Below are 25,508 nucleotides of genomic sequence, written 5' to 3'. Positions count from 1 at the left end.
TTCAGCCCAGGGCGATGACGGAGACCGAGCTGGATCCGGTGTTGGCTACATAGAGCCGATTGTCGGCGGAGAGGGCCATGCTCTGGGGTTCCTGGTCGGCTCGGACGGTATCGATGACGGTCGCGGTCGCGGTGTCGATGACGGATACGGTCGCGGTGGACAGCAACGCGACGTAGGCGCGCGAGCCGTCGGCGGAGAGGGCGACGCCGGCGGTGTGGGTCCCGAGATCGACGCTGCCGGTGACGGTTTCGGTGGCGGTGTCGATCAGGATGACGCGGTTGGCGTTGAAGGTGGCCACGGCGGCGCGGGTGCCGTCGACGGAGAAGGCGAGGTCGTGCGGGCTGGTGCCGATTTCGAGGGTGGTGACCGCACCGGTGCCGGGTTTGTAGACGGTGATGTCCTTCATGGCGAGATTCAGCAGGCCGTATTCGCTGATGAACCACTTGCCGCCATCCGGGGCCGGCCAGATTCGACCAGGCGCGCGACCGATCGGAATGCGTGCTCCGACACGGGCTTTTGTTTCGGCGTCGAATACCGCGAGTCCGTCGCCGTCGGGTAGGTAGATCAGCTTGCCGTCCCGGGATATCCCCGCGACCCGCGGCGCCTCGACCGGGCCCAGCTCACCGATCTCCGCCCCGGTCACCCCGTCCAGGATCCGCACGACCTTTCGGGCTTTCGACGGCGCGTAGATGCGGCGGCCGTCCGGGGCGACCACCGCCGCGTCGGACGTGTCCAGATCGAACTTCTCGGTTTTGTCCAGATCGAATTTGACGGTGCGGAGGGGCGCATTCGTCTTGGTGTCGATGAACTGGACGCCGCCGACTTTACTGAGGAACTCGGCGCCGCCGGTGGTACCGACGACGAAGAGCTGGGAGCCGTCGGCGGAAAGGGACAGCGTGCGCGGGCTCACCTCGGCCGGAATCCGGACCGGTTTGGCCGCGGCGATCGTCGGTGCGATCGAAGTTGTTGTGGCCGTGTTACTTCCGGAATCACTCAGGGTTCTATAGGCGAGACCGCCCGCCACGACCAGGATGATGACCGCGAGCAGCGCGATCAGCAGTTCGGGCCGGAACCGCCGCCGCGTCGCGGGCACGACTTCGAAGTCGGCGTGCTGGGTGATGTCATCGATGGCACGCGAGTACGCGCGGGTGCCGTCCGATACCTCCGGCGGTAGCCAGTCCAGCGATGCGGGCCGGGCCGGCCGGTTCAACACGGCGAGCAGATCGGCCGGGCGCGGCCGATCCGCCGGGTTGTCCGAAAGACAGTGCGCCACGATGTCACCGAGTGTTCCCGGTGGCGCTCCGGCGAGATCCGGTGCGCCGTTGGCCACCCGCATGAGCAGTGCCATGGCGTCACCGTCGCCGAACGGTCCACGACCCGAGGCCGCGAAAACCAGTACCGACCCCAGGGCGAACACATCGCTCGCTGGTCCGGTGAAATCACCGCGCGCCTGCTCCGGCGACATGTAGGCGGGCGTGCCGATCACGCCGCCGGTGAGGGTGACGGTCTGGCCGTCACCCAGGGCCTGGGCGATGCCGAAGTCGATGACCCGCGGGCCGTCAGCGGCGATGAGCACATTCGACGGTTTGAGATCGCGGTGCACGACCCGCGCGGCATGGATGGCCTGCAACGCTTCGGCCATGCCGCGCGCGAGTTCCCAGACCGATTCCACCGGCAGCGGCCCGAATCGCGCCACGACCTGGTCCAGCGCCGGCGCGGCGATGTACTCGGTCGCGCTCCACGGCAGCGCACCGGAGACGTCGGCATCGACGACGGCGGGCGTGTGGAATCCGCCCACCGCCCGCGCGGCCTGTACCTCGCGGGCGAAGCGCTGCCGGAACTCCCGGTCCCGGGCGAGGTGCGGGTGCACCCGCTTGACCGCGACCAGCCGCCGCCCCGGCGACACCGCGAGGAATACCGCGCCCATACCGCCCGACCCGAGCCGCCCGAGCAGCCGATACTTGCCGATGCTGCGGGGATCGTCGTCGGCCAGTCGCTGCACCGGCTGCGGAATCTGCGGCGCGTTCATGCGTTGATCGCGTAGAGATTGCGGTCGTCGCACACCGCGTAGACAGTGCCGGATCCGAACGCGACACCGCCCAGCTCGGCGTCGGCGGTGAAGGTCCAGCGCTCGTCGCCGGAGTCGATGTCCAGCGTGTACAGCACTTTGTCATTGACGCAGTACACCGAGTCAGTGCCCACCGCGAGCGCGCGGGTCATCTGGGGCTTGCCGCGATACAACCACTTCACGGTGCCCTCCTTCGCGTCCAAGGCGTAGGCGCGGTCGTAGCCGGATATGAAGACGGTGTCACCGCTTACCGCCAGCACGTCCGCGTCCTGGTCGACCCGCCACAGCTCCGCACCGGTGCGCACATCGTAGGAGCGGAAGGTGTTCGAGGTCGGCAGGAAGACGGCGCCACCGGACACCACCGGGGTCTGCAAACCGTAGAACCGGTCCTTCTCATCGCTGACCCGCCAGCGCACCGCGCCCGACGCGGCGTCCAGAAGGCACAGTTCCCCAGCCTTGGTCACCGTCACGACCACACCGCCGCCGGCGGCGATCGGCACCGTGGCGGTGTCGCCATCGGTCAGCGCGATCCACCGCTGGTCCCCGGTCGCGGCGTCGAAGGCGACGATCCCGTTGCTCATCCCGGACAGCGCACTGAACACCATTCCGCCGTCGGCCGCGACGGCGCCGCTGAAGTCGTCTCTTTCCCACAGTTTGTTTCCGGTCGCGGCATCGAAGGCGCAGAGACCGCGTTTGCTATTGGTGGCGAACACTTTTCCACCGAAATGCACCGGCCCTTGCGCCGGCTGCTGGTCCATGGGGGCTTTCCACCGCTCCGCGCCGGCAGCGAGATCCAACGCGTAGACCGACCCGTCGATACTCGCGGCGTAGACCGAATTGGCGTCGACCGCAGGCGGATTCTTTTCAGAAATGGTGCCGACGAATGTCCCGATATCGGCCTTCCACCGCAGCGTTCCGCCCGGACTTCGCTGGGCGGCAGGGCTTTTCACGTGGATCCGGTCCACGGCGACCTTGCTCGCGACGGCTGCGCCCGCCAGCATCGCCAGGCCCGCTCCGGCAGCGGCCAGCACCATCCGGCGGTTCGTCCTGCGCTCGGGTTCCACCGGTTCGACCGGCGGCGGCGCCGCCACCGCCTGCATCATCGGCGGCGGCAGCCATCGGTGCGGGGCCGTTTCCGCGTGCTGATCTCCCAGCGCTGCCAGCAGATCCGCCGTCGACGGTCGCGCGTCGGCGTCTTTGTTCAAGCAGGCCACGATGATTCGATACAGTCGCCCTTCGCGCAGCCCGTCCAGGTTCGGCGCGGCGTGCGCGACCCGGTCCAGCACCCGCGCCGTACTCTTGTCCTCGAACGGCCCGTGCCCGGTGGCGGCCAGGGTGAGCACCGAGCCGAGCGAGAACACATCGCTGGCCGGCCCGACCGCGCCGCCGAGAACGTGCTCCGGCGACATGTAGCCGGGCGTGCCGATCAGGGCGCCGGTGGCGGTGACCGCCCGGGTCTCGGTGATCAGCTTCGCGATGCCGAAATCGATGACGCGCGGTCCGGATTCGGTGAGCAGCACATTGCCCGGCGTCAGATCCCGGTGCGTCACGCCCGCCGCGTGAATCGCCGACAGGGCTTCGACGATCCCGGCCGCGAGCTCCGCCACGGACTCCTCCGGGAGCGGGCCGTGGTCGGTCACCAGCTGCTTCAACGACTGTCCCACAATGTATTCCGTGGCCAGCCACGGCTGGGTCGCTTCCCAGTCGGCATCCACCACCGCGGCCGTGTAGAAGCCGCCGACCGCACGGGCGGCTTGCACTTCGCGGGCGAATCGAGCGCGGAACTCGGTGTCGTGCGCCAGATGCCGATGGACCAGCTTGATGGCCACCTGCCGTCCGCCGGGTGATCGGCCGAGCAGGACGTCGCCCATGCCGCCGGAGCCGATCCGGCCGAGCACTCGGTAGGGCCCGACGGTCTCGGTGGTCACCGCAGCCGGACCAGCATGGTGTGCGCCTGGAATTCGGCGGCCTGCCGCACCGCCTCGCGATCGGCCTGGATATCGAAGCCGGACACGCGGAAGGTGATGCGCACGAACAGGTTCGAGTCCTTCGCCTCCACTTTCACCTCGATATCGGTGCGGTTCGCACCGCTACGGTCTGCCATCGTGTAGTACGCGGACTCACCCAGCCCGGCGATGGCGGCCGCGGTGGTATCGGCCGGAGGGGCCGCGATGGCGCGGGCCTTGGACTCCTCGAAGAGGCTATTGTCGGAATCCCAGTCGAAGTTCGCCTGGCCGGCGAAGCTCGCGTTCTCGAAATCGGCGGAGCATTCGAGGGAACCGCCGGTGCCCGTATCGGTTTCCTCGTGCACGGGTTCGCCCTTCGCCGGGTAACCGAGACGTGCGATCGCGGGCAGATCCACCGCGTAACAGGCATTGGTGACTTTGCCGGGCTTGTACTTCCCCGCCTTGTCGATGGACTGGGGGCCGGGCTGATAGGTGGTGGTGGAAGTGCTGCCCGCGGCGCTCTTGTCCACGCTGTCGCTGCCCGACAGGATCACTACCGCGAACACCACGGTCGCGGCCAGAACAAGTACGCTCACGGCCGCCGCCAACCACGGTCCCTTCGCCCGCGTCACTTCAGTCTCCCGAGCACGGTCCTGGCTTGATGCTGGCAGTATTCCGTCAGCTTGTCGCGGGTACTGCCGTCGTCCTCGGACAGATACAGGTTCACGATGGCGATCACGTTCGCCTGGAGGAATCCGAGCTGGCAACTGATCTGCTGGCTGTTGCCGTTATTGGGTTCGTGCACAACGAGATAGGCGTCGTCACCGATCCCGCTCACGGTTTTGGCGGTAACTCCGGATCCGGTGGTGCCGAGGCCCGTGGCCCGGTGCAGGTCGTAGAGCTGCCGCACCATCGTCATCTGATCCGACACCTCGATGTGCAACATGATGAACCCGTGGTCGTTCATCGTGTTGCAGGAGAGCGTGTCCGCGATCGACGGTAGTTCGATCTTGTCGCCCAGCGGTGTCCCGCTCTGCTTCCCGATCACTTTCTCCGCGGCGGGCAGATCCAGCAGAGCGCACGCGTCGCCGAGACTCGCGGCGGTGTATTTCTTTGCTGGATCGGCCTTTCCGCTGAGACCGGCACTCGGAGCGGCTGCCGCCTGAGCGTCGTCGTTGTCGCGCGTCGCCGCGACGACCCCGACGGTCGCCAGAATGATCACTACGAGCAGGCCGCAGACAGCGGCGATGATCCACGGAAGCCGGGTGCGTGAATCCGGCTGTGCGGCATCGTATTGTGGCGGCACCGCAGGTACTTCCGGTAGTAGTCGCTGCGTGGCCTGCGCATCGCCGGGGAACGGTGGCGGCGCGAGCCGCGTGGTCTGCGCCGGGGTGTCCGCCAGCGCCCGCGCCAGCTCGTCCGCCCTGGGGCGGCGGCTGGGGTCGTCGGACAGGCAGTCCCGCAACACCGTTCGCAAGCCGGGTGGCAGCGCGTCCAGCCCCTGCTCCTGGAAGGGCGTGCGCCCGGTCGCGGCGAACACCAGCACGCCGCCCAGGGCGTACACGTCGTCGGCAGCCGATACCTGCCGGCCGGCGGGCAGCTGAGCCCGGCCGAGCCGGGCTCCATCGGCATCCACCAGCACTGTTTCGCGCCGCAGATCCCCGAACACCTGTCGCAGCGCGTGCATGGCCGCCAGCGCTTCGGCGAGCCGCACCCCGATGCCGCGCACCATCGACTCCGGCATCGGACCATGTTCGGCGACAACCCGATCCAGCGTCGGCGGACCCGAATCACCCCCCGGCCGATCCGACGGCTGGGTCACGTCGCCCGGACCACTGCTTTCCACCATGGTCGAGTCCTCCCTAACCGACCGCGCCGTACAGCGCGGGGAAACTGTATCGCGGAAACTCGACCTCGGCAGCTGCATTTTCTACCGGTTTGTCACGCTTGGTCGTACGCCCGAACTATGTCGAAATTTCTACTTCTTCTTCGGCGGAAGTGATCGGGCGTAGGCGACGCCGCGATCGACCCACTCGCGCAGCACCTCATCGTCGTCGACGGCTTCGGGCGTGACGCGCAGCCAGCCGTGGGCTTCGCGACCGCCCATCACCATGATGTCGACATAGTCGGCCGCGAGCAGGTCGTCTTCTTCCTTCGGGTCGACGCGGACCAGCAGGCCGCCCTTGCCACTGGCGGCGACGGCCATATGACCGCTCACCAGGAAGGCGAGACCGCCGAACATCTTCTTCTCGACCAGGTGCGGGCCGGGTTCGACGAGTTCCCGGATCCGCTCGGCGAGCTCTTCGTCGTATGCCATAGGTCACAGTGTGGACCAGGGCACCGACAAGTTCAGGAGGCCGAGCGCGCCTGGGTCAGATCCCGGGCGGCGGTCCGGTAGCGGTCGGCGATCAGCCGGACCACGGCCGGGTGCACGCCGATGGGTTCGGCGACGCCGTCGGCGCCCGCGTCGTGCAGGCGCTGCTGGAACAGGCCCTGGGCGAGCAGGTAGGACGCGATGAAGACGCGTCCGGCGCCGGAATCACGAAGGTCGGCAACGACTTCGGGGACCCGGGGCGTGCCCGTGGCCACGTAGGCGATGCGGACCGGAGCGCCGAGGTGGTCGGTCAGCATGGCGGCCGCGCGGCGGACATCGTGGCGAGCGCGAGCGTCCGAGGAACCGGCCGCGGCGAAGACGACCGCGTCGCCGGGACGCCAGCCCGCCGCGCGCAGGCGCAGCGCCATGATGCGGGCCAGCGCGGGGTCCGGGCCCATGGCCGGAGTGACGACGGCCGCGGGATGCGAGCTCTCGGTGACCTCGCGCGGGACGTCCTGGTAGACGTGGTAACCCGAGGCCAGGAAGGCCGGAACCACCACGGCGGGAACGGCTTCCGGGCCGGCGTGCAGGTCGCGCAGGACCTCCGACGGCGACGGGCCGAGCACATCGACGAAAGCGGTACGCACCGCGGGGGACTCCGGCTCGCGAACGACGGCGCAGCATTCGCGCGCCGGAGTGACCGCCTCGGAACCGCCGCAGCGATGCACGGCAGCGGCGCCACGCCCCGAAACCGCGGCGCCGAATTCCCGGGACAGCTGCCGAACCGAGCCCAATTCCGCGGAACCGCGGGCCGGAGCACGCAATTCGGCGGCCACCGCCTCGGCGAGCGCGGCGATCATCTCGACGCCTCGTGCGCTTCTGGTGCCGTGCGCCACGAGCACCAGCGCCGGGGTCGTCACCAGCTGCCCATCGTCTGGGCGTACCGCGGCGAGCGCACCGGGGCGGCGATGCCGTGCGGGCGCGCCGCCGGGCGAACGTCGTCGTCGGCGCAGTCGGCGGCGTCCAGCGCGAGCCGGTAGCCCCGCTTCACCACTGTCTGAATGGCTTTCGGCGTGCCCAGGCCCGCACGCAAGCGGGCGATCGCGGTCTCGACGGCGTGGGTGTCGTCACCGCCGCCGGGGAGTGCGGACAGCAGGTCCTCCCGCGACACCACACGGCCGGGCTGCCGGGCGAGTGAGCGCATCAACGCCATCGGCGCGGGCGCCAGCTGACGCACCGTCCCATCGACGACGACACACGCGCCCCGCACGCTGATGAGATGGCCCGCGGCCTGAATCCGGTTGGCGCGCCGAGGAAGTTCCTCGGCGACGTGCCGCGCCAGCGCGCCCAGCCGGGCCCGGCCCGGCATCGAGGTCGGCACGCCGAGCTCTTCCAGCGGGGCCGCGGTGATCGGTCCGACGCAGGCGGGCAGCACCCGGCCGCGCAGCGCGTGCAGCACGCCTTCCAACAGCCCGGTTTCCTTGGCGCGCATCAGCAGTGAGGCCACCGCGGGGGCGCTGGTGAAGGTGACGCAGTCCAGGTTCGCGGTGACGATCGCCTCGATCAGCTGATCCATCGGGCCCTGATCCTGCGGCGGCGTCCACCGGTACACCGGTACCGGCACGACATCCGCACCAGCACAACGCAATACCTCACAGAAGTCCGGAACCGGCTCCCATTCGGTAGTGGCGCCGTGCAATTGGACGGCGATGCGCACGCCTTCGACGCCTTCGGCGAGCAGGTGGTCGAGCACCTCGGCCGAGGACTCCGAGGCCGGCGACCATTCCTCGCGCAGTTCCGCGGCGCGGATGGCGCCCTTGGCTTTCGGGCCGCGGGCCAGCATCCGGGTCGAGGCCAGGGTGGCGCGCAGTTCCTCGGCCAGGCCCCAGCCTTCGGCGGCTTCCATCCAGCCGCGGAAACCGATGCCGGTGGTGGCGACGGTGATCTGCGGCGGTTCGTCGACGAGCTTGCGGGTGACCCGCTCCAGTTCGGTGTCGTCGGCCAGCGGAATGATCCGAATGGCCGGCGCGTTGACGATATTCGCGCCGCGGCGGGTCAGCAGTGTGCCGAATTCCTCGGCGCGGCGGGCCGCGGTGATCCCGATGGTGAACCCGGCCAGGCAAGCTCCCTGGTCGGCGGCGGTCATGGGGTCTCCGCCGGCGCGTTGGCCACGGACACGATGCCGTCGTCCACGCGCACCGCGTAGACCGGCAGCGCTGCGGTTTCGTCGTCCAGGCAGCGGCCGTCGAGCAGCGAGAACGCCTGCTTGAGCAGCGGCGAAGCCACTACGGGCACACCGCCGCGGTCACCGACGAGCCCACGTGACATCACCGCGGCCCGACCGAACGGATCAATATTGCCTACGGCGTACAGAGTGCCGTCCGTATGCAGGAACAACGCGGCCTGCTGGCCACCTCTCAGCAACACCGCAACGCCGCGGCCGGGGATCAGGTAGTCGAGACGGCAGGCCTGCGTCCACCCGATGGTGGTAGCTGGTGCAATGCCGGGGGTATCGATCACGGTCATCGGTGTCATCCTCCAAACGCCTTACCTATTGGTACCGGCGTCCTGTTTCTATGGGGTTAAGCCGTCATTTCCCGGGCGTAGCAGTCGGGACCAGGGGGATGGCAGCCGACGAAGTCGGCGGGGTGGGTGAGTACTGTGGCGTACCCAACAGCACCGGCACCTTCCGCTCGCCGCTGTCGTCGAACGAAATCGTCGGATCGGCCTCGGCCGGGGCGTTCACGAAGGACACGAAGCGCGACAGCTTCTCCTCGTCGTCGAGCACCGCGGCCCATTCGTCGCGGTAGCCATCGACATGCTGAGCCATCGCCTGCTCCAGATCCGCGGCGATGCCGAGGCTGTCCTCGCAGACGACCTGCTTGAGGTAATCCATGCCGCCCTCGAGCGCTTCCTGCCACGGCGCGGTGCGCTGCAAACGGTCGGCAGTGCGGATGTAGAACATCAGGTAGCGGTCGATGTAGCGGATCAGCGTCTCGTCGTCGAGCTCACCGGCCAGCAGCACCGCGTGCTTCGGGGTCAGACCGCCGTTGCCGCCGACGTACAGGTTCCAGCCGTTCTCGGTGGCGATGACACCGACGTCCTTGCCCCGCGCCTCCGCGCATTCCCGCGCGCAACCCGACACCGCCAGCTTCAGCTTGTGCGGGGAACGCAAACCGCGGTAACGCTTTTCGAGCAGCACGGCCATGCCGACCGAGTCCTGCTGCCCGTAGCGGCACCAGGTGGACCCGACGCAGCTCTTCACGGTGCGCAGCGACTTGCCGTAGGCGTGACCGGATTCCATGCCGGCCTCGACCAGGCGCTTCCAGATCAACGGCAGCTGGTCCACTCGCGCGCCGAACAGGTCGATGCGCTGGCCGCCGGTGACCTTGACGTACAGGTCGAATTCCTTGGCCACCTCACCGATGGTGATGAGCTGCTCGGCGGTGACCTCACCGCCGGGCATCCGCGGCACCACCGAGTAGGTGCCGTTCTTCTGCAGGTTGGCCAGGAAGTGATCGTTGGTGTCCTGCAGCGCCGCCTGCTCGCCGTCGAGGATGTGATCGCTCGAGGTGGAGGCCAGGATGGAGGCGACGGTCGGCTTGCAGATATCGCAGCCGGATCCCTTGCCGTGCCGGGCGATCAGATCGGAGAACTTCCGGATGCCGGTCGACTGCACGATGTGGAACAGCTCGGCGCGCGACTGCGCGAAGTGCTCACACAGCGACTTGGAGACCTCGACGCCGGACTGCTCCAGCAGCTTCTTGAGCATGGGAACGCAACCGCCGCAGGAGGTTCCGGCATTGGTGCAGCTCTTGATGGCGGGCACGTCGCAGGCGCCCTCGGCGATGGCGCCGCAGATCGAGCCCTTGGAAACGTTGTTGCAGGAGCAGATCTGGGCTTCGTCGGGCAGCGCGTCGGCGCCGAGTTCGGCGCCGGTCGGGGAGATCAGCGCGGCCGGATCGGCCGGCAGCGGGGAACCGACCAGCGGCCGCAGTGCGGCGTAGGCCGACGCGTCACCGACCAGGATGCCGCCCAGCAGGGTCTTGGCGTCATCGGAGACAACGAGTTTCGCGTAGGTGCCCTTCGCGGCGTCGTGCAGCACGACCGACAGCGCGCCCTCGGTGGCGCCGAAGGCGTCGCCGAAGCTGGCCACGTCCACCCCGAGCAGCTTCAGCTTGGTCGAGAGGTCCGCGCCCGGGAATTCGCCCGCGCCACCGAGCAGTCGGTCCGCCACGATCTCGGCGGTGGTGTAGCCGGGGGCGACCAGGCCGTAGCAGACGCCCTCGATCGCGGCGACCTCGCCGACGGCGTAGATGTTCGGATCGGAGGTCCGCAGGCCCAGGTCGGTGATGACGCCGCCGCGCGGACCGACCTCCAGGCCGGCCGTCTTGGCGATCTCGTCGCGGGGCCGGATGCCGGCGGCGAAGACGACCACCGCGGCGCGCACCGCGGTCTCGTTGGAGAGCGTGATCTCCAGCCGTTCCGCGGCCGGAGCGTCCTCGACGACCGCGATCGCCGAGGTGCCGACGCCGGTGTGCACGTGCAGGCCCAGGTCGGTGACGAGCTTCTGCAGGATGGCGCCGCCGCCCTCGTCGACCTGCACCGGCATCAGCCGCGGCGCGAATTCCACCACGTGCGGGGTCATCCCGAGCAGGCGCAGCGCGTTGGCGGCCTCCAGGCCGAGCAGACCGCCGCCGACCACCAGGCCGACCGCGCCCGGCCCGGCGGCCTCGGCCGCGGCCCGGATGCCGTCCAGATCCTCCAGAGTGCGGTAGACGTAGCAGCCCTCGGAGTCGTGACCCGGCACCGGCGGCACGAAGGCGTACGAACCGGTCGCGAGCACCAGCGCGTCGTAGCCGATCACGGCGCCGGCGGAGGTGGTGACCTTGCGGGCCTCCCGGTCGATGGCGTCGGCCTTCACACCCAGGCGCAGATCCACCAGCACGTCACCGTCATAGGTGTTGCCTTGCAGCGCAAGCTCTTTCGGGTCCCAGGCGCCGACGTAGGACGACAGTCCGACACGGTCGTAGGCGGGCTGAGCTTCCTCGCTGAGGACGACGACCTGCCACTGGCCGGCCTCGTCACGGGCACGCAGGGCTTCGACGAAGCGGTGCCCGACCATGCCATGGCCGACGACCACCGCGGTCTTGCGGGATTCGTTGTTCATGAGATGTCCTCCCTGGATGGGGTCGGGTGTCAGGCGCGAGCCGACGAGCTGGAAGAGGTGCTTTCGGCTTCGAGGACCAGGGCTTCGGCCTCGGCCACGATGTCGGAGTCGGTAGCGCGGGGACGGCGCAGGAAGACCAGGTAGACGACCGCGGCGCAGGCCACATAGAAGGCCATGAAGACCCAGAACGCGGTGGTCGCGGAGTTGGTCGAGGCGTAGGAGGAGCGCAGCACCAGGTTGATGCCGACGCCGCCGAGCGCGCCGATGGCGCCGACGAAACCGATGAGTGCCCCCGCGCAGTTCTGCGACCAGGCGGCGCGGGCCGCCTCGGGCAGGTCCAGGCCGCGGGACTTGGCGTCGAAGACCGACGGGATGATCTTGGTGACCGCGCCGTTGCCGAATCCGGAGAGCACGAACAGGGCGATGAATCCGATAACCAGCGCCACCATCGCGCCACCGGAGGGCACTCCGCCGTTGCGGTCACCCAGCGTGCTCGCCGCGACCACCAACACCGCGGCTGCCATCATCGCGCCGAAGACATAGAGGGTGACCTTGCTGCCGCCGATCCGGTCGGCCCACTTGCCGCCGTAGGGGCGGGCCAGCGAACCCAGCAGCGGGCCGATGAAGGCGATCTGCGCGGCGTGCAGCGTGGCTTGCACGGCGGTATCGCCACCGGCCTTGAAGCTGAGCTGGAGCACCTGCCCGAAGGCGAAGCTGTAGCCGATGAACGAACCGAAGGTGCCGATGTAGAGGAACGCGATCGCCCAGGACTGCGGCACTTTCAGCGCCGAGACCATGTAGGACAGGTCGGCCTTCTGATTGGTCAGGTTGTCCATGTACAGCGCCGCGCCGATACCGGCGATCGCCACGAAGACCAGGTAGATCGCGCAGATCAGCGAGGCGTAGTCGTTGCCGAGGGTGGCGATGACCAGCAGGCCCAGCAGCTGGATGACCGGGACGCCGATATTGCCGCCGCCCGCGTTCATGCCCAGCGCCCAGCCCTTGAGTCGCTGCGGGTAGAAGGCGTTGATGTTGGTCATCGAGGACGCGAAGTTGCCGCCACCGAAACCGGCGAACGCCGCCACGATCAGGAAGGTGGTGTACGAGGTGCCCGGCTGGTTGATGAAGTACAGCGTGAGCAGCGTCGGGATCAACAGCAGCACCGCGGAGAACACCGTCCAGTTACGCCCGCCGAACTTGGCGGTGGCCACGGTGTAAGGGATGCGCAGGACCGCGCCGGTCAGCGTCGGCACCGCCATCAGGAAGAACTTGCCGGCCGCGTCGATGCCGTACTTGTCGGTGGGCATGAACAGCACCATCACCGACCAGATGGACCAGACGGAGAATCCGACGTGCTCGGCGATCACGGACCAGATCAGGTTCCGCTTGGCGACGTCCTTGCCGCCGGCTTCCCAGGCGGCGACATCCTCGGCATCCCAGTGCTCGATGTTGCGGTTACGCGTCAGCGTGCTCAACAAGGGCCTCCCACCTGTGTCCAACCCGAAGGATTCGGTTAGGCCCAACGGTAGGAAACGGGTATTGCCGGAATGTCGCCCTGAATTGCCGCTATATCAACGGTTGCTCACGAATCTCCGGTCAGCGGGGTGAGTTTCGCCGGAATGTTTCGGGCATGTGACACAAGGGTTTCCGCCGGTGAATAAGACCCGAAATCGAAAAGGAAACCCCGTGAGGTGTGACGCGCACCATCATGCGGCCACACCCCCGGGCGCGCAACTCGAATCAGCGCCAGGTGTCTTCGAGCAGCTGCGGCTTGCACGCCTGCCACGCACCGGCCAGCATCACCAGCACCGCGACGACGAGCAGCGCGAACGGCGCGGCCCAGCCGCCGGAGGCGGTGTGCAGCATGCCGAACACCAGCGGACCGGAGCAGGCCACGGCGTAACCGACACCCTGGGCGAAACCGGACAGCGCCGCCGAACCCTGCGAACTCCGGGTGCGCATGTTGATCAGCGTCAGGCACATCGGGAAGGTGCTCGGGCCCAGGCCCAGCAGCACCACCCACAGCAGCGGCACGCTCATCGGCGCGATCAGCAGACCCGCGAAGGAGACGAAGAAACACGCGGCGAACGCGAGAACGAACGGGAACGGGTTGCGCACCTTGGCCACCAGCGTCGGCGCGGTGAACGCCGCCGACAGCCCGACCAGGGCGAACAGTCCGACCATGGTGCCACCGAAGGCGTCGCTGGCGCCCGCGTCCGCCAGGATGCGCGGCAGCCAGGCGAACATGGCGTAGGTGATCAGCGAGGTCATGCCGAACATGCCGGCCATGCCCCAGGCCAGCGGCGACCGCCAGACCTGGCCCTTGGGCTCGTCGTCGGACGGCAGCGCCGTGGTGTCGGCCAGGTCGTGCCCGCGCCGGGCGCGCAGCACCCAGACCCAGGGCAGCGCCGCGGCGAACCCGATCGCGGCCCACAGGCCCAGCGAGATCCGCCAGCCGTGCGCGTTGGCCACCGGGACCGCGATCAGCGCCGGGATGACCGTGCCCAGCTGCACCATCGTGATGTACAGCGAGCTGACGATCGCGAGCCGATCGGAGAAGTAGCGCTTGACCAGTGGCGGGATCACGACGTTGCCGATACCCATGCCCGCCAGGGCGAGCGCGGAGAAAGCCAGGAGTTCGCCGGTGTTCGGGACCACGGCCCGGATCAGCATGCCGCCGCCGGCAAGCACCATGGCGATCAGCACGGTGCGCTCCAGGCCGAACTTGCCGACCAGGACCGGCGTGAACAGGCCCGACAGCGCGAACATGGCCGCCGGGATCATGCCGAAGACACCGATGACGGCGGTCGAATAACCGATATCCGCGCCGATCCGCTCGGCGAGCGGACTGAACGCGGTGACTGCGACACGCAGCGTGAGCGCCGACATCACGATCGCCAGCAATACCAGCAACCGACCCTCTACGAGCCCACGCTTACGGCGCTCGACCCGGTCGATGCCGGGTCGAGGGGTTGCGGTTTCCGCGTGGACTGTGGTTTCCGAGAGAGTTGCTGTCACCCGGAAATCATAGGATGACCCGACGATAGGAGGCAACGATTTGTGACGGGCGGTACTCTGTTTCGGTGCAACCAGTCCGGCGCACCAGCCTCATTGCCCAGGTAACAGAGCAGCTGCGTGCCGAAATCCGTTCAGAGCGTTGGCCTATCGGCTCTCGAATCCCCACCGAACCGGAGCTCACCGAGCTCACCGGGACGGGCCGAAATACCGTGCGCGAGGCCGTCCAGGCCCTGGTGCACGCGGGCATGCTGGAAAGGCGGCAGGGCTCCGGCACCTATGTGGTCGCCGCCTCGGAGGTCGGCGGCACGCTCGGTAAGTACTTCGCCGACGCGGAAGAGCGCGACGTGCTCGAACTGCGTCTGGCGCTGGACACCAACGCGGCCGCGCTGGCCGCGCGCCGGCGCGACGACACCGACATCGCGACGCTGCGCCGGCTGCTCGACGAGCGCAACGAGAACAAGTGGGACGAGGGCAACCACGCGGCCATCACCGCGGACGTGGAGTTGCACCGCGCGATCGTGGTCGCCAGCCACAACGCGGTGTACCTCGAGTTCTACGACTCGCTGCTGCCGACCATCGAGCAGGTCATCCGAGCGCGGACCTCGAAGTCCGACGATTCCTACGACGCCGAGCACAACGAACTGGTGCAGGCGATCATCGAAGGTGACCCGGAGGCGGCCGCGGCGGCCGCGCGTTGTTTCCTCGCGTCACTGATCGCGGAATATCCGGATCGCTAGTTACCGGATTTATTGCGACAGCAAACATAAGTCCAACTGGTCCCGCATTCGGAACCTGAGGTAACCAACTGGTCACCGACGACGTTTCCCCAATGTGAGTCCGATTTGCCGGGAACGTCACCGAAGGCCATTAGGACGCAACAACCGGCTTCTACCTTTTGACTCGACCCACCAGCGAGGCAATCGAGAGGAAGCCGATGACTGCCACAGTTGCTGCCACCGGCCAGCAGTCCGAAACCCCCGGGTTCGAGCATCAGAAGCGCGGGCGCTGGCTCGACCACTGGGAGCCCGACAATACGAAATTCTGGGAATCCGGCGGTAACAAGACCGCCCGCAAGAACCTGATCTTCTCGGTGTTCGCCGAGAATCTGGGCTTCTCGGTCTGGGTCATCTGGGGCACCGTCGTGACCAGCATGGGCCTGGCCGGGTTCGACTTCCTGGCCGGACTCGGCAAGGGCAACCCGGTCGCGGTGAGCAACGCGTTGCTGCTCACCTCCACCCCGACCCTGGTCGGCGCGGCCCTGCGCATCCCCTACACCTTCGCCATTCCCAAATTCGGCGGGCGCGCGTTCACCGCGTTCAGCGCCGCGATGCTGCTCATCCCGACCCTGGGCCTGGCCTATTTCGTGAACCAGCCCGGCACTCCCATGTGGGTGTTCATGGTGCTGGCGGCGCTGGCCGGTTTCGGCGGCGGCAACTTCTCGTCGTCGATGGCCAACATCTCGTTCTTCTTCCCGGAAGGGAAGAAGGGTGCGGCCCTCGGCATCAACGCCGCCGGCGGCAACCTCGGCGTCGCGCAGACCCAGTTGGTGCTGCCGCTGCTGATCACCCTCGGCACGCATCTGCTGGCGAAGGATCCGGCGGGTTACCGCTTCGGCATCACACTCTCGGTGCTGGTCTGGGTGCCGTTCATCCTGATCGCCACCTTCGGCGCGCTGCGCTACATGGACTCCATCGCCACCGCCAAGTCCGACGGCAAGTCCTACAAGCTGGCGCTGACCAACCGGCACACCTGGGTCATGTCGTTCCTCTACATCGGCACCTTCGGGTCGTTCATCGGGTTCTCCTTCGCCTTTCCGACCCTGATCAAGGCCAACTTCCCGCATCTGGCGCAGATCGGCTGGATCACCACCCTCGGCAACCTCGCCTTCCTCGGGGCGTTCGTCGGCTCGTTCAGCCGTCCGTTCGGCGGCTGGGTCTCCGACAAGGTCGGCGGCGCGAAGATCACCGTGTTCGTCTTCGGCGGTATGTCGGTGGCGGTGGTGCTGATCCTGGCGGCGCTGGAGCTGAAGAGCTTCCCGCTCTACCTCGCCGCGTTCCTGATGTTGTTCGTGCTCACCGGTATCGGCAACGGCTCCACCTACCGGATGATCCCGTCGATCTTCTCCGCGGTGGCCAAGAAGTACGCCTCCGAGCACGGCATGGAGCTCACCGACGCCCTCGCCTCGGCCAAGCGCCAAGCCGGCGCCGCGATCGGTGTCATCGGCGCGATCGGCGCCTCCGGCGGCTACCTGCTCCAGCAAGCACTCCGCCTGTCCAACATCAACTTCGGCAGCATGAACCCGGCCTTCTGGGCCTACGCCATCGCCTTCCTCGTCATGGCCGGCGTCACCTGGTTCTTCTACCTGCGGTCCTCGTTCGCCATCGGCCGGGTCCCCTCCCTGGCCTACGCCAACGTCTGATCGCCACCGCAAAATGCCGCGCCGAGAATTCTCGGCGCGGCATTTTGCGTTTGTGCGGCCTCGTCCTCGCGCAGGCAATCGGATAAGGTCAGCAGGGCCCGAGTGGGAACCTGTGGGGGATCCGGTGCGTCTGATTATGTGACGGTTGCTCCGCGCCGAACATCAGGAGAGCTATGCGAACGATCAACGCTGGGTCCAGGGGGATCGTGGTGCGGACGATGGTTGCCGGTGTCGCGGTCAGCGGGCTGATCGCCGGATGCGGGACGACGGTGGGTGGGAGCCCGAAGACCGAAGAGGCGAATGCCACGGGGGCGAATACGACTCTGATCAACGGGGAGAAGTCGGTGGTATATAACCCATGCAAAGACCTCTCCGACGAGAAAATTCGGGCAGCTGGGGCGGATCCCGCGACCAAGCGCACGGTTACCGACGCTCAGTCGGGACCCGCAGCGTTCCGGATCTGTCAGTGGGAGGCGACCGACCTGCCGTACTACGTCAGTATTGGCTCCTCGATCTACAGCTTGGCCGATACGAGGAACAACGACAAGCTGACCGACTTCCGCGATGTGCCAATCGGCCCCCGAACTGGGCTCGTCCACAAGGACAAGCGCTTCGACGATCGCTGCTACGTGAGTCTCCCCATGTCAGGAGGCTCGATCATGGTTACAGCCGGGTGGAAGCACGGCGAGCAGACAGCTCGCGATATTTGCGACCTTGTCATCGAGGACGGGAAGGCACTCGAGCCGTTCCTCCCGAAATGACCGTGGTAGACAACTAGCAGCAACACGAACTAGCCGGGGCGTGCACAACGTCGGGCGGGGGGCGGAAGGGGAAACCAGTGACAGGGACCGACGCTGCCACACTGGGAAGCTTGATCGGGACGTGGACGGCGTTCAAGACCGAAGCCAAAGAAGGCCAGCTGAAGCTGGACACCGATATTGGCAGCGAGCTCGCGGGCCACGCCGGGACGATGAAGAAGCAACTGCAGGCCATGCTGGACCAAACCAAGGTCCTGGCTTATTTGGATGGGTGGGGCACATTGGACTCCGCGACCGAACTCAAAGCCAAGTTCGAGCAGAAGGCCGATGGTTTCGATGATTCCGCCGTCAAACGCCTGACTGAGGCAATCGAGGTGCTCAGCCTGATGGAAGACACCTGGAAGCTGGCTATCGGCCAGCTCAGCGACCGCGACCAGCAGAACGCCGCCAACATCAACAATGTGAACCCAGGAGACAAGTAATGGTGGCGAACCTGGGTTCCTGGATCAGCAGTGTCTTCGGCGGGTCCGATGAAGCGACCAAGAACAAGACCACCGACCAGGACAAAGCCAACCAGGCGAATTCGACCTGGCAGCAGGACCGCGACATCGTCAACAAGGAATGGTCGAGTCTGCTGTCGGAGAGCGGCGCACAGCCCGATCCGAAGATGAAGCTCACCAAGACCGATCCGTTCGACACCATGTCGCACGAGGATCTCTACAACAAGCTTCAGGGCATCAACACGGGTCTGATCAATTCCGCGGCTGACGGCTGGCGCAGACTTTCCGCTGACGCGCGGACCGCGATCGACACTTACACCAAGGGCGTCAACAAATCCGTCGAAGAAAAGTGGGACGGTAAGTCGGCCAGCAAAGCGGTCGAAGCCTCCAAACAGTTCACCACAACCTTCACCCAACTGGCCGCTACCTTCCAAATGGTCGGCCAGCGTCTGGATTTGATCGAGGGCTACCTGGGCCAGGCCAAGCAGTCGGTCGGCAAGCCCGACAATCTCACATTGGGCGACAAGGTCATCGACGCGCTGCCGGCCCAAAGCATTCTCAAGGGCCCCACCTACCGGGCCGATGAAGCCGAGAACCAGGCACGCTACGTCATGAAGACGTTCTATGCGCCGCAGGTGCAGCAGGTGTCCGAGGCGGTGCCTGTGCTGCCCGAGCCTAAGAGCACGACCGACGAGAAGAAGCCGAACGTCAACGATCCGGGGAACAACGGCCCGTCGCCGTCGTCGGGCCCGCAGTCGAATGTGCCATCGCCCAGCGATGATCCGTCGACCAAGCCGCAGAGCACCGATGTCCCCAGCACACCGTCACCGGCTTCGACCACACCGCAGAGCACGCAATCGCCGTCGACCACCCAGGTTCCGACGACTTCTCCCGTGACGCAGGCACCGACCGGTAGCCCGACCACCCCGGCTTCGGCGGTGCCGACCTCGAGGGTTCCGAGCGCGGGCACGCCGAGGGCGGGTACCGGCACGCCGAGGGCAGGCACGGGCACACCGGGCGCCGGAAGCCCCAAAGGCACCACCGGAACGCCGAAAACCGTCTCGGGCACGCCTGCCACCACGGCCGTCCCTGGGTCGGCGAACAGCAGCAAGGCCGCCGCCGGCACCGGCCGCAGCGGCATGCCGGGCATGGGCGGCATGGGCGGTCAGCGCGCCAACGGCGAAGGTGACGACGAGCATTCGATCCCGGACTACTTGATCTACGACCGCGGTGACGAGTTGCTGGGCAAGCAGCCGCCCGTGCTGCCGCCGGGCGGCGTGATCGGCGGCTAGTTCGAGTGGCAACGGTGTCGGTGCGAGTGATGTTTCGGGGCAGAGAATGAGTGAACGCCGTTGGCAGCTGAGCGGCTTGATGTTTCAGATGGCGGTCGAGGGCTTCGAACGTGATCGGTTGCCGTATCCGATCCGGGTGCTGGTGCAGGACCCGGCGGTCGAAACAGGCGAGGATTTCGAGCGTCTGCGCGCCCGTACTGCCCAGCAAATGGCTCCTTTCGCGAACCAGGATCTTTTCGAAGCCCTGAAAGTCTTGCTGGAACCCAGCATTCGCGTCGAGGTCCACGGCTTGTACGGCCGCGACTTCCAGCAGGTCGTCCGCGCACACGCCGGCATTGTCGGCGACGTGGCCACGGTGGCCATCCAAAAGCCGGGCCCCACTCAGCAATACGGCGGCGACATCCTCCTCGTGCACGGGTCCGCCGAAACCGTCGTCCCGAAAATCCTTGCGGCCCTACCCAAATGCGAGGGCGGACGCTTCCCCGCGGTCACCGGTCACCGCTCCGACCTGAAACAAACCCAATACGCCAAACACCCGACCCGCCTCTCCCCCACCGAGGAAGTCCGCCGCATCGCCGGTCGCCCGCGCTCCGGTCTCGGCGAAATCACCGTCTACCGCGGCCCCGCCATCGATTCCCGCCCCACCTCCGACGGCCACGGCCTGCACTGGCTCGATTATCTGCCGCACGACGGCCGCTATCTCCTGCACAACCACACCCCCGACGAATTCACCCTCACCCCGGCCCCCCACCCCGAATTACAACGTCACCTGCACGACCTCATCACCACCACTGCCGGCCGCCGCTGATCCCGCCGCGCCACATCCCGGCCGAGTATTCGCTGCGGGTGATGCCGAAGTGAACTGAGTTCAGAGCATCAGCCGGACCATGTCGGCGGTGCGGGCTAGGCCGGGGAAGGCTTCGGGCGTCGAGCGGGGGTGCAGGGCGTGGACGGCGAGGCGGAACATTACTGCGCGTAAGAGCATTTGGGGCCATTCGGGGAGGGAGCGCCAGCGGTCGAGGAGGCCGTCGTCGGCGCCGCCCCAGGCGAGGGCGTCGATGACGATGACGCCGGCAGCCCACGCTGGGGGGCGCCAGTAGGGGGTGATGTCGGAGAGGCCGGGGGTGAAGACGCCGGCGAAAAGGACTGTGCCGAATAGGTCTCCGTGAACCAGTTGGGGGGCGGCCTGGACTGGTTTGCGGAGCGTGGCTAGTTGGCCGATGAGTTCGATACTGCGCTGGCCGTCGGGGGAAGAGGTGGGGAGGGTGCCGCCGGCGCGGAGGCTGCGCAGCGGGACGGGTTCCCAGGCGGCGCGGTCGGCGGCCACGAAGACGTCGACGTCGACCCAGGGGGCGACGGGGGGTTGGACGAGGAAGCGGGGGCGTTCGAGTTTGGCGGTGGCCTGGTGCAGGCGCAGGGACACCGAAACCACTTCGTCGTGGCGGGGTTCGGGGGTGCCTTCCAGGTAGGTGTCGGCGCGCCAGCCGGAGACGACGTAGCGGCCGTCGGTGGCGCGCACCGGGCGGGCCACCCGCAGGCCGTCGACTTTGAGCGTTTCGCGGATCTTCGCCGACCACGCCGCGCGGGCGTGATCGGCGACCGGGCTGAGCACCACGTCACCGCAGCGCCAGCCACCGTCCCAGTCCCCCAACGCAACCGGCGTCACTTCGCGCAGACCGAACGTGGCGCGCACGTGCTCGGGAGGTTCCACAGAAGTCACGGCCGTACGGTACCGCCGAGTTTGGTAGGACGCGCCTATGGCGCGCCCAAACCACTAGTAAACGGGCAGGGAAGTGTCGATCTGGTTGGCCCAGGCGACGATTCCGCCCTGCACGTGGGTGGCGTCGGAGAACCCTGCCTGCTTCAGCGCCGCCAGCGCCTCCGCGGAACGGATACCGGTCTTGCAGTGCAACACGATCGGGCGGTTCTGCGGCAGTTCCGAGAGCGCCTCACCGGAGAGGATGCGGTCCTTGGGAATCAGCTTCGCGCCCTCGATGTGCACGATGTCCCACTCGACGGGCTCGCGGACATCGATCAGCTCGATCTCCTTGCCCGCGTCCAGCAGATCCTTCAGCTCACGCGCGGTGATGGTGGAGCCGGCCGCGGCAGCCTGCCCTTCCTCCGACACCACACCGCAGAACGCGTCGTAATCGATCAGTTCGGTGATCGGCTGACGCTCCGGGTCGCGGCGCAGCTTGATGGTGCGGTAGCTCATGTCCAGTGCGTCGTAAACCATCAAGCGGCCGAGCAGCGGATCACCCATGCCGGTCAGCAGCTTGATCGCCTCGGTCACCATGATCGACCCGATGGACGCGCACAGCACACCGAGCACGCCACCCTCGGCGCAGGACGGGACCATGCCCGGCGGCGGCGCCTCGGGGTAGAGGTCGCGGTAGTTGAGACCGCGGTTGTCGGGGGCGTCCTCCCAGAAGACCGAGACCTGGCCCTCGAAGCGGTAGATCGAACCCCACACGTACGGCTTGTGCGCCAGCACCGCGGCATCGTTGACCAGGTAACGGGTCGCGAAGTTGTCGGTGCCGTCGACGATCAGGTCGTACTGGGCGAACAGCTCGATCGCGTTGTCGGGCTCCAGGCGGATCTTGTGCAGGTTGACGGTGATGCCGGAGTTGATCTCCAGGATCGAGTCCCGCGCGCTGTCGGCCTTGGAGCGGCCGATATCGGATTCCCCGTGGATGATCTGGCGCTGCAGGTTGGAGGCGTCGACCTCGTCGAACTCGACGATGCCGAGCGTGCCGACACCGGCGGCGGCCAGGTACAGCAGCGCGGGCGAACCCAGTCCGCCGGCGCCGATCACCAGCACCTTGGCGTTCTTCAGGCGTTTCTGCCCGTCCATACCGAGGTCCGGGATGATCAGGTGGCGGCTGTAGCGGGCCACCTCGTCCCGGGTCAGCTCCGCGGCCGGCTCGACCAGCGGCGGCAGGGGCTTTGCTGATGCTGTTGTTCCCAAGGACATGGTCCGGAGTCTCCTCGAATCGGTTAGGCCTCGTAGCTCAGCGTGTGCAACGCCGGAAGCCGGGCCGTTCTTCCCGCTCTATCGTCCCGTACGGACGTACCACTAATGCACGGGGGTTAGCCCCGCGGATAAGGCCAGGGATTGAACCGGCAGCGCTTCCCGTCCATCGGGACCATGCCGAAGGGATCCAGCGCGGCGATGTCGTTGTTCTCGGTGCCGAAAGTCTGCTGCATCATGATCGGCGCCAGCCCGCCGTCGGTCTCGCACGGCTGATGCTGGTGATAGCCGATGGCGTGCCCGACCTCGTGGTTGATCTGGTACTGCCGGTAGGAGCCGATGTCGCCCTCGAACGCGATCGCGCCGCGCACCCAGCGCACCTCCGAGAGCAGCACCCGGCCGGCGTCGGCGTTGTAGCACGAGGAGTCGATCGGGATGTCGAACCCGCAGGACTTGCGGGTGGTCTGGCGCGAGGTCAGCGAGATGCGGAAATCGGGCTGCCCCTGGTCGATCCGGCGGAACCCGAACTGCTTGTCGTGGGACCAGCTCTTCGGATTGGCCAGGGTGGAGTCGACCATCTTCGCGACCGCCGGATCGCCGCCGATGCCGGAGGTGTCGACGCCGTCCTCGATCTCCACGGTGTAGGTGAAGACGTTCTTCGCGTCGGCGCCGACCTCGGCGGTGCCCGGCACCACCCGCCAGGTGCCCGCACCCGAATCGGTGAACGCGCCGCCCTGCGGCAGCGCGCCGGTGGGCAGATCGGTCGGGAACTGCCCGTCGCCCCGCGGGCCGCCGATGATGCCCGCCGAGGCCGCGCGCGGGCTCAGCGCGCCGAAACCGGGGTTGCCGACGCCGGCCGCGTCCGGGCCGCCGCGCACCGCGTCCACGACCACCAGCACGGTGACCACGGCCAGCACCGGCAGCGCGTAGGCCCGCCAGCCGTAGGTGGACACGAAGCGGCCCAGCCGGCTCTGCTTCTTCACTACCCGGCCCGGGCGGTGGGCGCGGTTCTTGCCCTCCTCGGGCGCGGTCGGATCCCAGCGCGCCCGCAGCGGCTGATGCGAACGATCCGTCTGGTCTTCCTCCCCGATCGGGTACAGACCGAGGGGGTCGTAGATCTCTACGCCGGACGCGACGGAGCCGGGGCGGTGCGTGTCACGCCCGCCTCCGGACGGAGTTTCCGTTCGGTCGGTCACGGCTAACAGACTCTCACAGTGGACAAGTGAGCCGTACCGCGACTACGAAAGACTCGCTACGCGATGCGACAGAGGTTCGCTGTGCGATATCTCATGGAGTAGGGGTTGTTGTACAACCCGGCTCCGCGTGTGACCTACGACCGGGTATCGTTCAGGGGATACCCGGTGCACCACCCCTTCCGCCGGGGCTTCGACTGGGAGAGCCGAAATGACCGACCTCGTGGACCGGATGCCGTCCCGTAGATCATCGTCCGAGGCCATGGCACCTGCTAAACGCGGGACCAGGCTGCCCCGGGATGAGCGGCGACAGCAGCTACTCCACGCGGCCAGTGAGGTTTTCGTGCTGCGCGGCTACCACGCGGCAGGCATGGACGAGATCTCCCAGTGCGCCGGCGTCAGCAAGCCGGTGCTCTACCAGCACTTCACCAGCAAACTCGAGCTGTATCTGGCGGTGCTGCAGAACTACGTCGACATGCTGGTGTCGAGCGTGCGCCAGGCGCTGCGTTCCACCACCGACAACAAGCAGCGCGTGCGCGCCGCCGTCGCGGCCTATTTCGACTTCGTCGACAACGAGATGCAAGGCTTCCGACTGGTTTTCGAGTCCGATCTGACCTCCGAGCCGCAGGTGCAGCGCCGCGTCGAGCAGGCCACCGAGGCCTGCGTGGACGCGGTCTTCGACCTCGTCGCGCACGACTCCGGCCTGGATCCCTACCGCGCCCGCATCCTCGCGGTCGGCCTGGTCGGCGCGAGCCAGACCACCGCCCGCTACTGGCTGGAAGCCGACCGGCCGATCCCCAAGGACGACGCCATCGACACCACCGTCACGCTGGCCTGGGGTGGCCTGTCGCACGTGCCGCTGCACCCGATCGACGGCGTGCCGCGCAGCCTCGGCTCCTGAGGCTCGGCTCCCACGACCGATACGACTGAGCCCCTGTCCTCCTCGGAGGCAGGGGCTCAGTCGTGTTCTGGGGGCTCAGACCGTGGCGAAGCCGACGCGGCCGCTGGCCGGGGTGCCGATCTCGACGTAGGAAACCTTCGAGGCCTGGATCAGGAACTTGCGCCCCTTCTCGTCGGTCAGCGACACGATGCCGCTTCCGCCGCTCAGCGCACCGGACACCAGCGCCTCGACCTCATCGGCGGTCTGCGAGCTGTTGATGATGAGCTCACGCGGGCTATCCGAAATACCGATCTTGACCTCCACGGCCAACCTCCGAACCTAGAGTCCTGTGCTGTCGAATCAAGGCTAGTCCAGGGCGTGAGCGCCGGGGCGGCAGCCGGTCTGCGCTGACAGCGAACAAGTACTACTTGGGTTCGATCAGCTCGATGTCGAGTTCGATCTGCACCTTGTCGCTGAGCATGCCCGGCATCGGACCGCCGACGCCGAAGTCGGTGCGCTTGATGCTGCCGGTCGCGGAGAACCCGGCGTGCCGCTCACCGGCCTGCGGGACCTCCTGCACGCCGCCCCACTCGACCTCGAGCGTGACCGGCTTGGTGACCTGCCCCAGGGTCGCTTCGCCCTCGACGGTGAAGGTCTCGCCGATCTGCACGGGCTCGAGCGCGCGGAAGGTCAGGGTGGGGCGGCTCTCGACATCGAGGAAGTCAGCGTTGCGCACGTGCGCGTCCCGGTCAGCATTACCGGTGTCGAAGGAGTCCAGATAGATGATGGCGCCGAGGGTGGCTGCGCCGGACTCGTCCACGACGAACTCGGTCTCGAACTTGGTGAAGCCGCCGCGCACCTTGGAGATGCCGAGATGGCGGATGGTGAAAGAGACCGACGAATGCGCGGTGTCCAGCGCCCAGGCGCCGGGCTTCAGGACCGTGGTGGCAGTGGTGGATTCCGAAGTTGTCATGGCAAC

General features: G+C 67.4%; 23 protein-coding genes. 7 read left to right on the top strand and 16 right to left on the bottom strand.

The features are described 5' to 3' along the window. Position 1 precedes the first annotated feature (1 nt). From AB0M14_RS24435 to AB0M14_RS24385, 11 genes are all read right to left on the bottom strand, one after another. The gene (locus tag AB0M14_RS24435) at positions 2–2,029 is read right to left on the bottom strand and encodes a serine/threonine-protein kinase (protein WP_364998569.1); all 2,028 of its coding nucleotides are present in this window, start codon (positions 2,027–2,029) and stop codon (positions 2–4) included. Further along, positions 2,026–3,996: a PQQ-binding-like beta-propeller repeat protein gene (locus AB0M14_RS24430; RefSeq protein ID WP_364998568.1), complete on the bottom strand. Its 1,971-nt coding sequence runs from the start codon at positions 3,994–3,996 to the stop codon at positions 2,026–2,028. Before AB0M14_RS24430 ends, AB0M14_RS24435 begins: the two co-directional genes overlap by 4 nt. Continuing rightward, complete coding sequence (locus AB0M14_RS24425) at positions 3,993–4,610, bottom strand: hypothetical protein (RefSeq protein ID WP_364998567.1); 618 nt, start codon at positions 4,608–4,610, stop codon at positions 3,993–3,995. Before AB0M14_RS24425 ends, AB0M14_RS24430 begins: the two co-directional genes overlap by 4 nt. Before the next feature lie 32 nt (positions 4,611–4,642). Continuing rightward, positions 4,643–5,863, bottom strand: a complete 1,221-nt coding sequence (locus tag AB0M14_RS24420; protein WP_364998566.1) for a hypothetical protein — start codon at positions 5,861–5,863, stop codon at positions 4,643–4,645. A gap of 129 nt (positions 5,864–5,992) precedes the next feature. After that, the gene (locus AB0M14_RS24415; protein WP_364998565.1) at positions 5,993–6,331 is read right to left on the bottom strand and encodes a TfoX/Sxy family protein; all 339 of its coding nucleotides are present in this window, start codon (positions 6,329–6,331) and stop codon (positions 5,993–5,995) included. Between the two features lie 32 nt (positions 6,332–6,363). Next, complete coding sequence (locus AB0M14_RS24410) at positions 6,364–7,251, bottom strand: CbiX/SirB N-terminal domain-containing protein (RefSeq protein ID WP_364999060.1); 888 nt, start codon at positions 7,249–7,251, stop codon at positions 6,364–6,366. Then, positions 7,245–8,474, bottom strand: a complete 1,230-nt coding sequence (locus AB0M14_RS24405; RefSeq protein WP_364998564.1) for a uroporphyrinogen-III synthase — start codon at positions 8,472–8,474, stop codon at positions 7,245–7,247. Before AB0M14_RS24405 ends, AB0M14_RS24410 begins: the two co-directional genes overlap by 7 nt. After that, positions 8,471–8,854 (bottom strand): nitrite reductase small subunit NirD, encoded by a 384-nt coding sequence (gene nirD, locus AB0M14_RS24400; protein WP_364998563.1) that lies wholly within the window; start codon positions 8,852–8,854, stop codon positions 8,471–8,473. Before nirD ends, AB0M14_RS24405 begins: the two co-directional genes overlap by 4 nt. Before the next feature lie 64 nt (positions 8,855–8,918). Further along, entirely contained in the window at positions 8,919–11,498 is a 2,580-nt protein-coding gene (gene nirB / locus AB0M14_RS24395) for a nitrite reductase large subunit NirB (RefSeq protein WP_364998562.1), read from the bottom strand. Between the two features lie 29 nt (positions 11,499–11,527). Beyond that, positions 11,528–12,976: a nitrate/nitrite transporter gene (locus AB0M14_RS24390; protein WP_364998561.1), complete on the bottom strand. Its 1,449-nt coding sequence runs from the start codon at positions 12,974–12,976 to the stop codon at positions 11,528–11,530. Positions 12,977–13,238: 262 nt separating this feature from the next. Then, the gene (locus tag AB0M14_RS24385) at positions 13,239–14,387 is read right to left on the bottom strand and encodes an MFS transporter (protein ID WP_364999058.1); all 1,149 of its coding nucleotides are present in this window, start codon (positions 14,385–14,387) and stop codon (positions 13,239–13,241) included. A gap of 194 nt (positions 14,388–14,581) precedes the next feature. On the opposite strand from AB0M14_RS24385, the gene AB0M14_RS24380 reads away from it, so the two are divergent. From AB0M14_RS24380 to AB0M14_RS24355, 6 genes are all read left to right on the top strand, one after another. Further along, positions 14,582–15,253, top strand: coding sequence for an FCD domain-containing protein (locus tag AB0M14_RS24380; protein ID WP_364998560.1), 672 nt, complete (start codon positions 14,582–14,584; stop codon positions 15,251–15,253). A gap of 197 nt (positions 15,254–15,450) precedes the next feature. Continuing rightward, entirely contained in the window at positions 15,451–16,935 is a 1,485-nt protein-coding gene (locus tag AB0M14_RS24375; protein ID WP_364998559.1) for an MFS transporter, read from the top strand. Positions 16,936–17,108: 173 nt separating this feature from the next. Further along, the gene (locus tag AB0M14_RS24370; protein WP_364998558.1) at positions 17,109–17,696 is read left to right on the top strand and encodes a DUF3558 domain-containing protein; all 588 of its coding nucleotides are present in this window, start codon (positions 17,109–17,111) and stop codon (positions 17,694–17,696) included. Between the two features lie 77 nt (positions 17,697–17,773). Further along, entirely contained in the window at positions 17,774–18,175 is a 402-nt protein-coding gene (locus AB0M14_RS24365; RefSeq protein WP_364998557.1) for a hypothetical protein, read from the top strand. Further along, on the top strand, positions 18,175–19,485 hold the full coding sequence (locus tag AB0M14_RS24360; protein WP_364998556.1) for a PPE domain-containing protein: 1,311 nt from the start codon (positions 18,175–18,177) through the stop codon (positions 19,483–19,485). The genes AB0M14_RS24365 and AB0M14_RS24360 overlap by 1 nt, the downstream gene beginning before the upstream one ends. Positions 19,486–19,531: 46 nt before the next feature. Continuing rightward, positions 19,532–20,293, top strand: coding sequence for an ESX secretion-associated protein EspG (locus AB0M14_RS24355; RefSeq protein ID WP_364998555.1), 762 nt, complete (start codon positions 19,532–19,534; stop codon positions 20,291–20,293). A 60-nt stretch (positions 20,294–20,353) separates the two neighbouring features. Here AB0M14_RS24355 and AB0M14_RS24350 read toward each other — a convergent pair whose 3' ends face one another. The 3 genes from AB0M14_RS24350 to AB0M14_RS24340 all read right to left on the bottom strand — a co-directional run bounded on the left by AB0M14_RS24350 (position 20,354) and on the right by AB0M14_RS24340 (position 23,574). Further along, positions 20,354–21,205 carry a TIGR02569 family protein gene (locus tag AB0M14_RS24350; RefSeq protein ID WP_364998554.1) on the bottom strand — a complete coding sequence of 284 codons (852 nt, stop codon included), beginning with the start codon at positions 21,203–21,205 and terminating at the stop codon, positions 20,354–20,356. A gap of 54 nt (positions 21,206–21,259) precedes the next feature. Continuing rightward, on the bottom strand, positions 21,260–22,459 hold the full coding sequence (gene moeZ, locus AB0M14_RS24345) for an adenylyltransferase/sulfurtransferase MoeZ (protein ID WP_364998553.1): 1,200 nt from the start codon (positions 22,457–22,459) through the stop codon (positions 21,260–21,262). Between the two features lie 116 nt (positions 22,460–22,575). Further along, positions 22,576–23,574, bottom strand: coding sequence for a DUF3152 domain-containing protein (locus tag AB0M14_RS24340; protein ID WP_364999057.1), 999 nt, complete (start codon positions 23,572–23,574; stop codon positions 22,576–22,578). A 286-nt stretch (positions 23,575–23,860) separates the two neighbouring features. Between AB0M14_RS24340 and AB0M14_RS24335 the strand changes: the two genes are divergently transcribed. Next, entirely contained in the window at positions 23,861–24,550 is a 690-nt protein-coding gene (locus AB0M14_RS24335) for a TetR/AcrR family transcriptional regulator (protein WP_209888199.1), read from the top strand. 75 nt (positions 24,551–24,625) lie between these two features. Here AB0M14_RS24335 and AB0M14_RS24330 read toward each other — a convergent pair whose 3' ends face one another. Together AB0M14_RS24330 and AB0M14_RS24325 are read right to left on the bottom strand one after the other, a co-directional pair. Beyond that, positions 24,626–24,853: a DUF3107 domain-containing protein gene (locus tag AB0M14_RS24330; RefSeq protein WP_364998552.1), complete on the bottom strand. Its 228-nt coding sequence runs from the start codon at positions 24,851–24,853 to the stop codon at positions 24,626–24,628. A gap of 100 nt (positions 24,854–24,953) precedes the next feature. Further along, positions 24,954–25,502 carry a YceI family protein gene (locus AB0M14_RS24325; protein ID WP_364998551.1) on the bottom strand — a complete coding sequence of 183 codons (549 nt, stop codon included), beginning with the start codon at positions 25,500–25,502 and terminating at the stop codon, positions 24,954–24,956. Positions 25,503–25,508: the final 6 nt, after the last annotated feature.

Origin of the sequence: Nocardia sp. NPDC051832, from assembly GCF_040681285.1 — a bacterium.
Classification (GTDB): Bacteria; Actinomycetota; Actinomycetes; order Mycobacteriales; family Mycobacteriaceae; genus Nocardia.
Note: the sequence above shows the minus strand (reverse complement) of the source record. Positions and strands in the feature narration are given on the sequence as shown.

Coding starts and splice junctions, on each gene's coding strand:
- AB0M14_RS24420 (WP_364998566.1), bottom strand. CDS start 5,863: ATGGTGGAAAGCAGTGGTCCGGGCGACGTGACCCAGCCGTCGGATCGG.
- AB0M14_RS24405 (WP_364998564.1), bottom strand. CDS start 8,474: ATGACCGCCGCCGACCAGGGAGCTTGCCTGGCCGGGTTCACCATCGGG.
- AB0M14_RS24325 (WP_364998551.1), bottom strand. CDS start 25,502: ATGACAACTTCGGAATCCACCACTGCCACCACGGTCCTGAAGCCCGGC.
- AB0M14_RS24360 (WP_364998556.1), top strand. CDS start 18,175: ATGGTGGCGAACCTGGGTTCCTGGATCAGCAGTGTCTTCGGCGGGTCC.
- AB0M14_RS24385 (WP_364999058.1), bottom strand. CDS start 14,387: ATGTCGGCGCTCACGCTGCGTGTCGCAGTCACCGCGTTCAGTCCGCTC.
- AB0M14_RS24335 (WP_209888199.1), top strand. CDS start 23,861: ATGACCGACCTCGTGGACCGGATGCCGTCCCGTAGATCATCGTCCGAG.
- AB0M14_RS24370 (WP_364998558.1), top strand. CDS start 17,109: ATGCGAACGATCAACGCTGGGTCCAGGGGGATCGTGGTGCGGACGATG.
- AB0M14_RS24415 (WP_364998565.1), bottom strand. CDS start 6,331: ATGGCATACGACGAAGAGCTCGCCGAGCGGATCCGGGAACTCGTCGAA.
- AB0M14_RS24435 (WP_364998569.1), bottom strand. CDS start 2,029: ATGAACGCGCCGCAGATTCCGCAGCCGGTGCAGCGACTGGCCGACGAC.
- AB0M14_RS24375 (WP_364998559.1), top strand. CDS start 15,451: ATGACTGCCACAGTTGCTGCCACCGGCCAGCAGTCCGAAACCCCCGGG.
- moeZ (WP_364998553.1), bottom strand. CDS start 22,459: ATGTCCTTGGGAACAACAGCATCAGCAAAGCCCCTGCCGCCGCTGGTC.
- nirB (WP_364998562.1), bottom strand. CDS start 11,498: ATGAACAACGAATCCCGCAAGACCGCGGTGGTCGTCGGCCATGGCATG.
- AB0M14_RS24355 (WP_364998555.1), top strand. CDS start 19,532: ATGAGTGAACGCCGTTGGCAGCTGAGCGGCTTGATGTTTCAGATGGCG.
- nirD (WP_364998563.1), bottom strand. CDS start 8,854: ATGACCGTGATCGATACCCCCGGCATTGCACCAGCTACCACCATCGGG.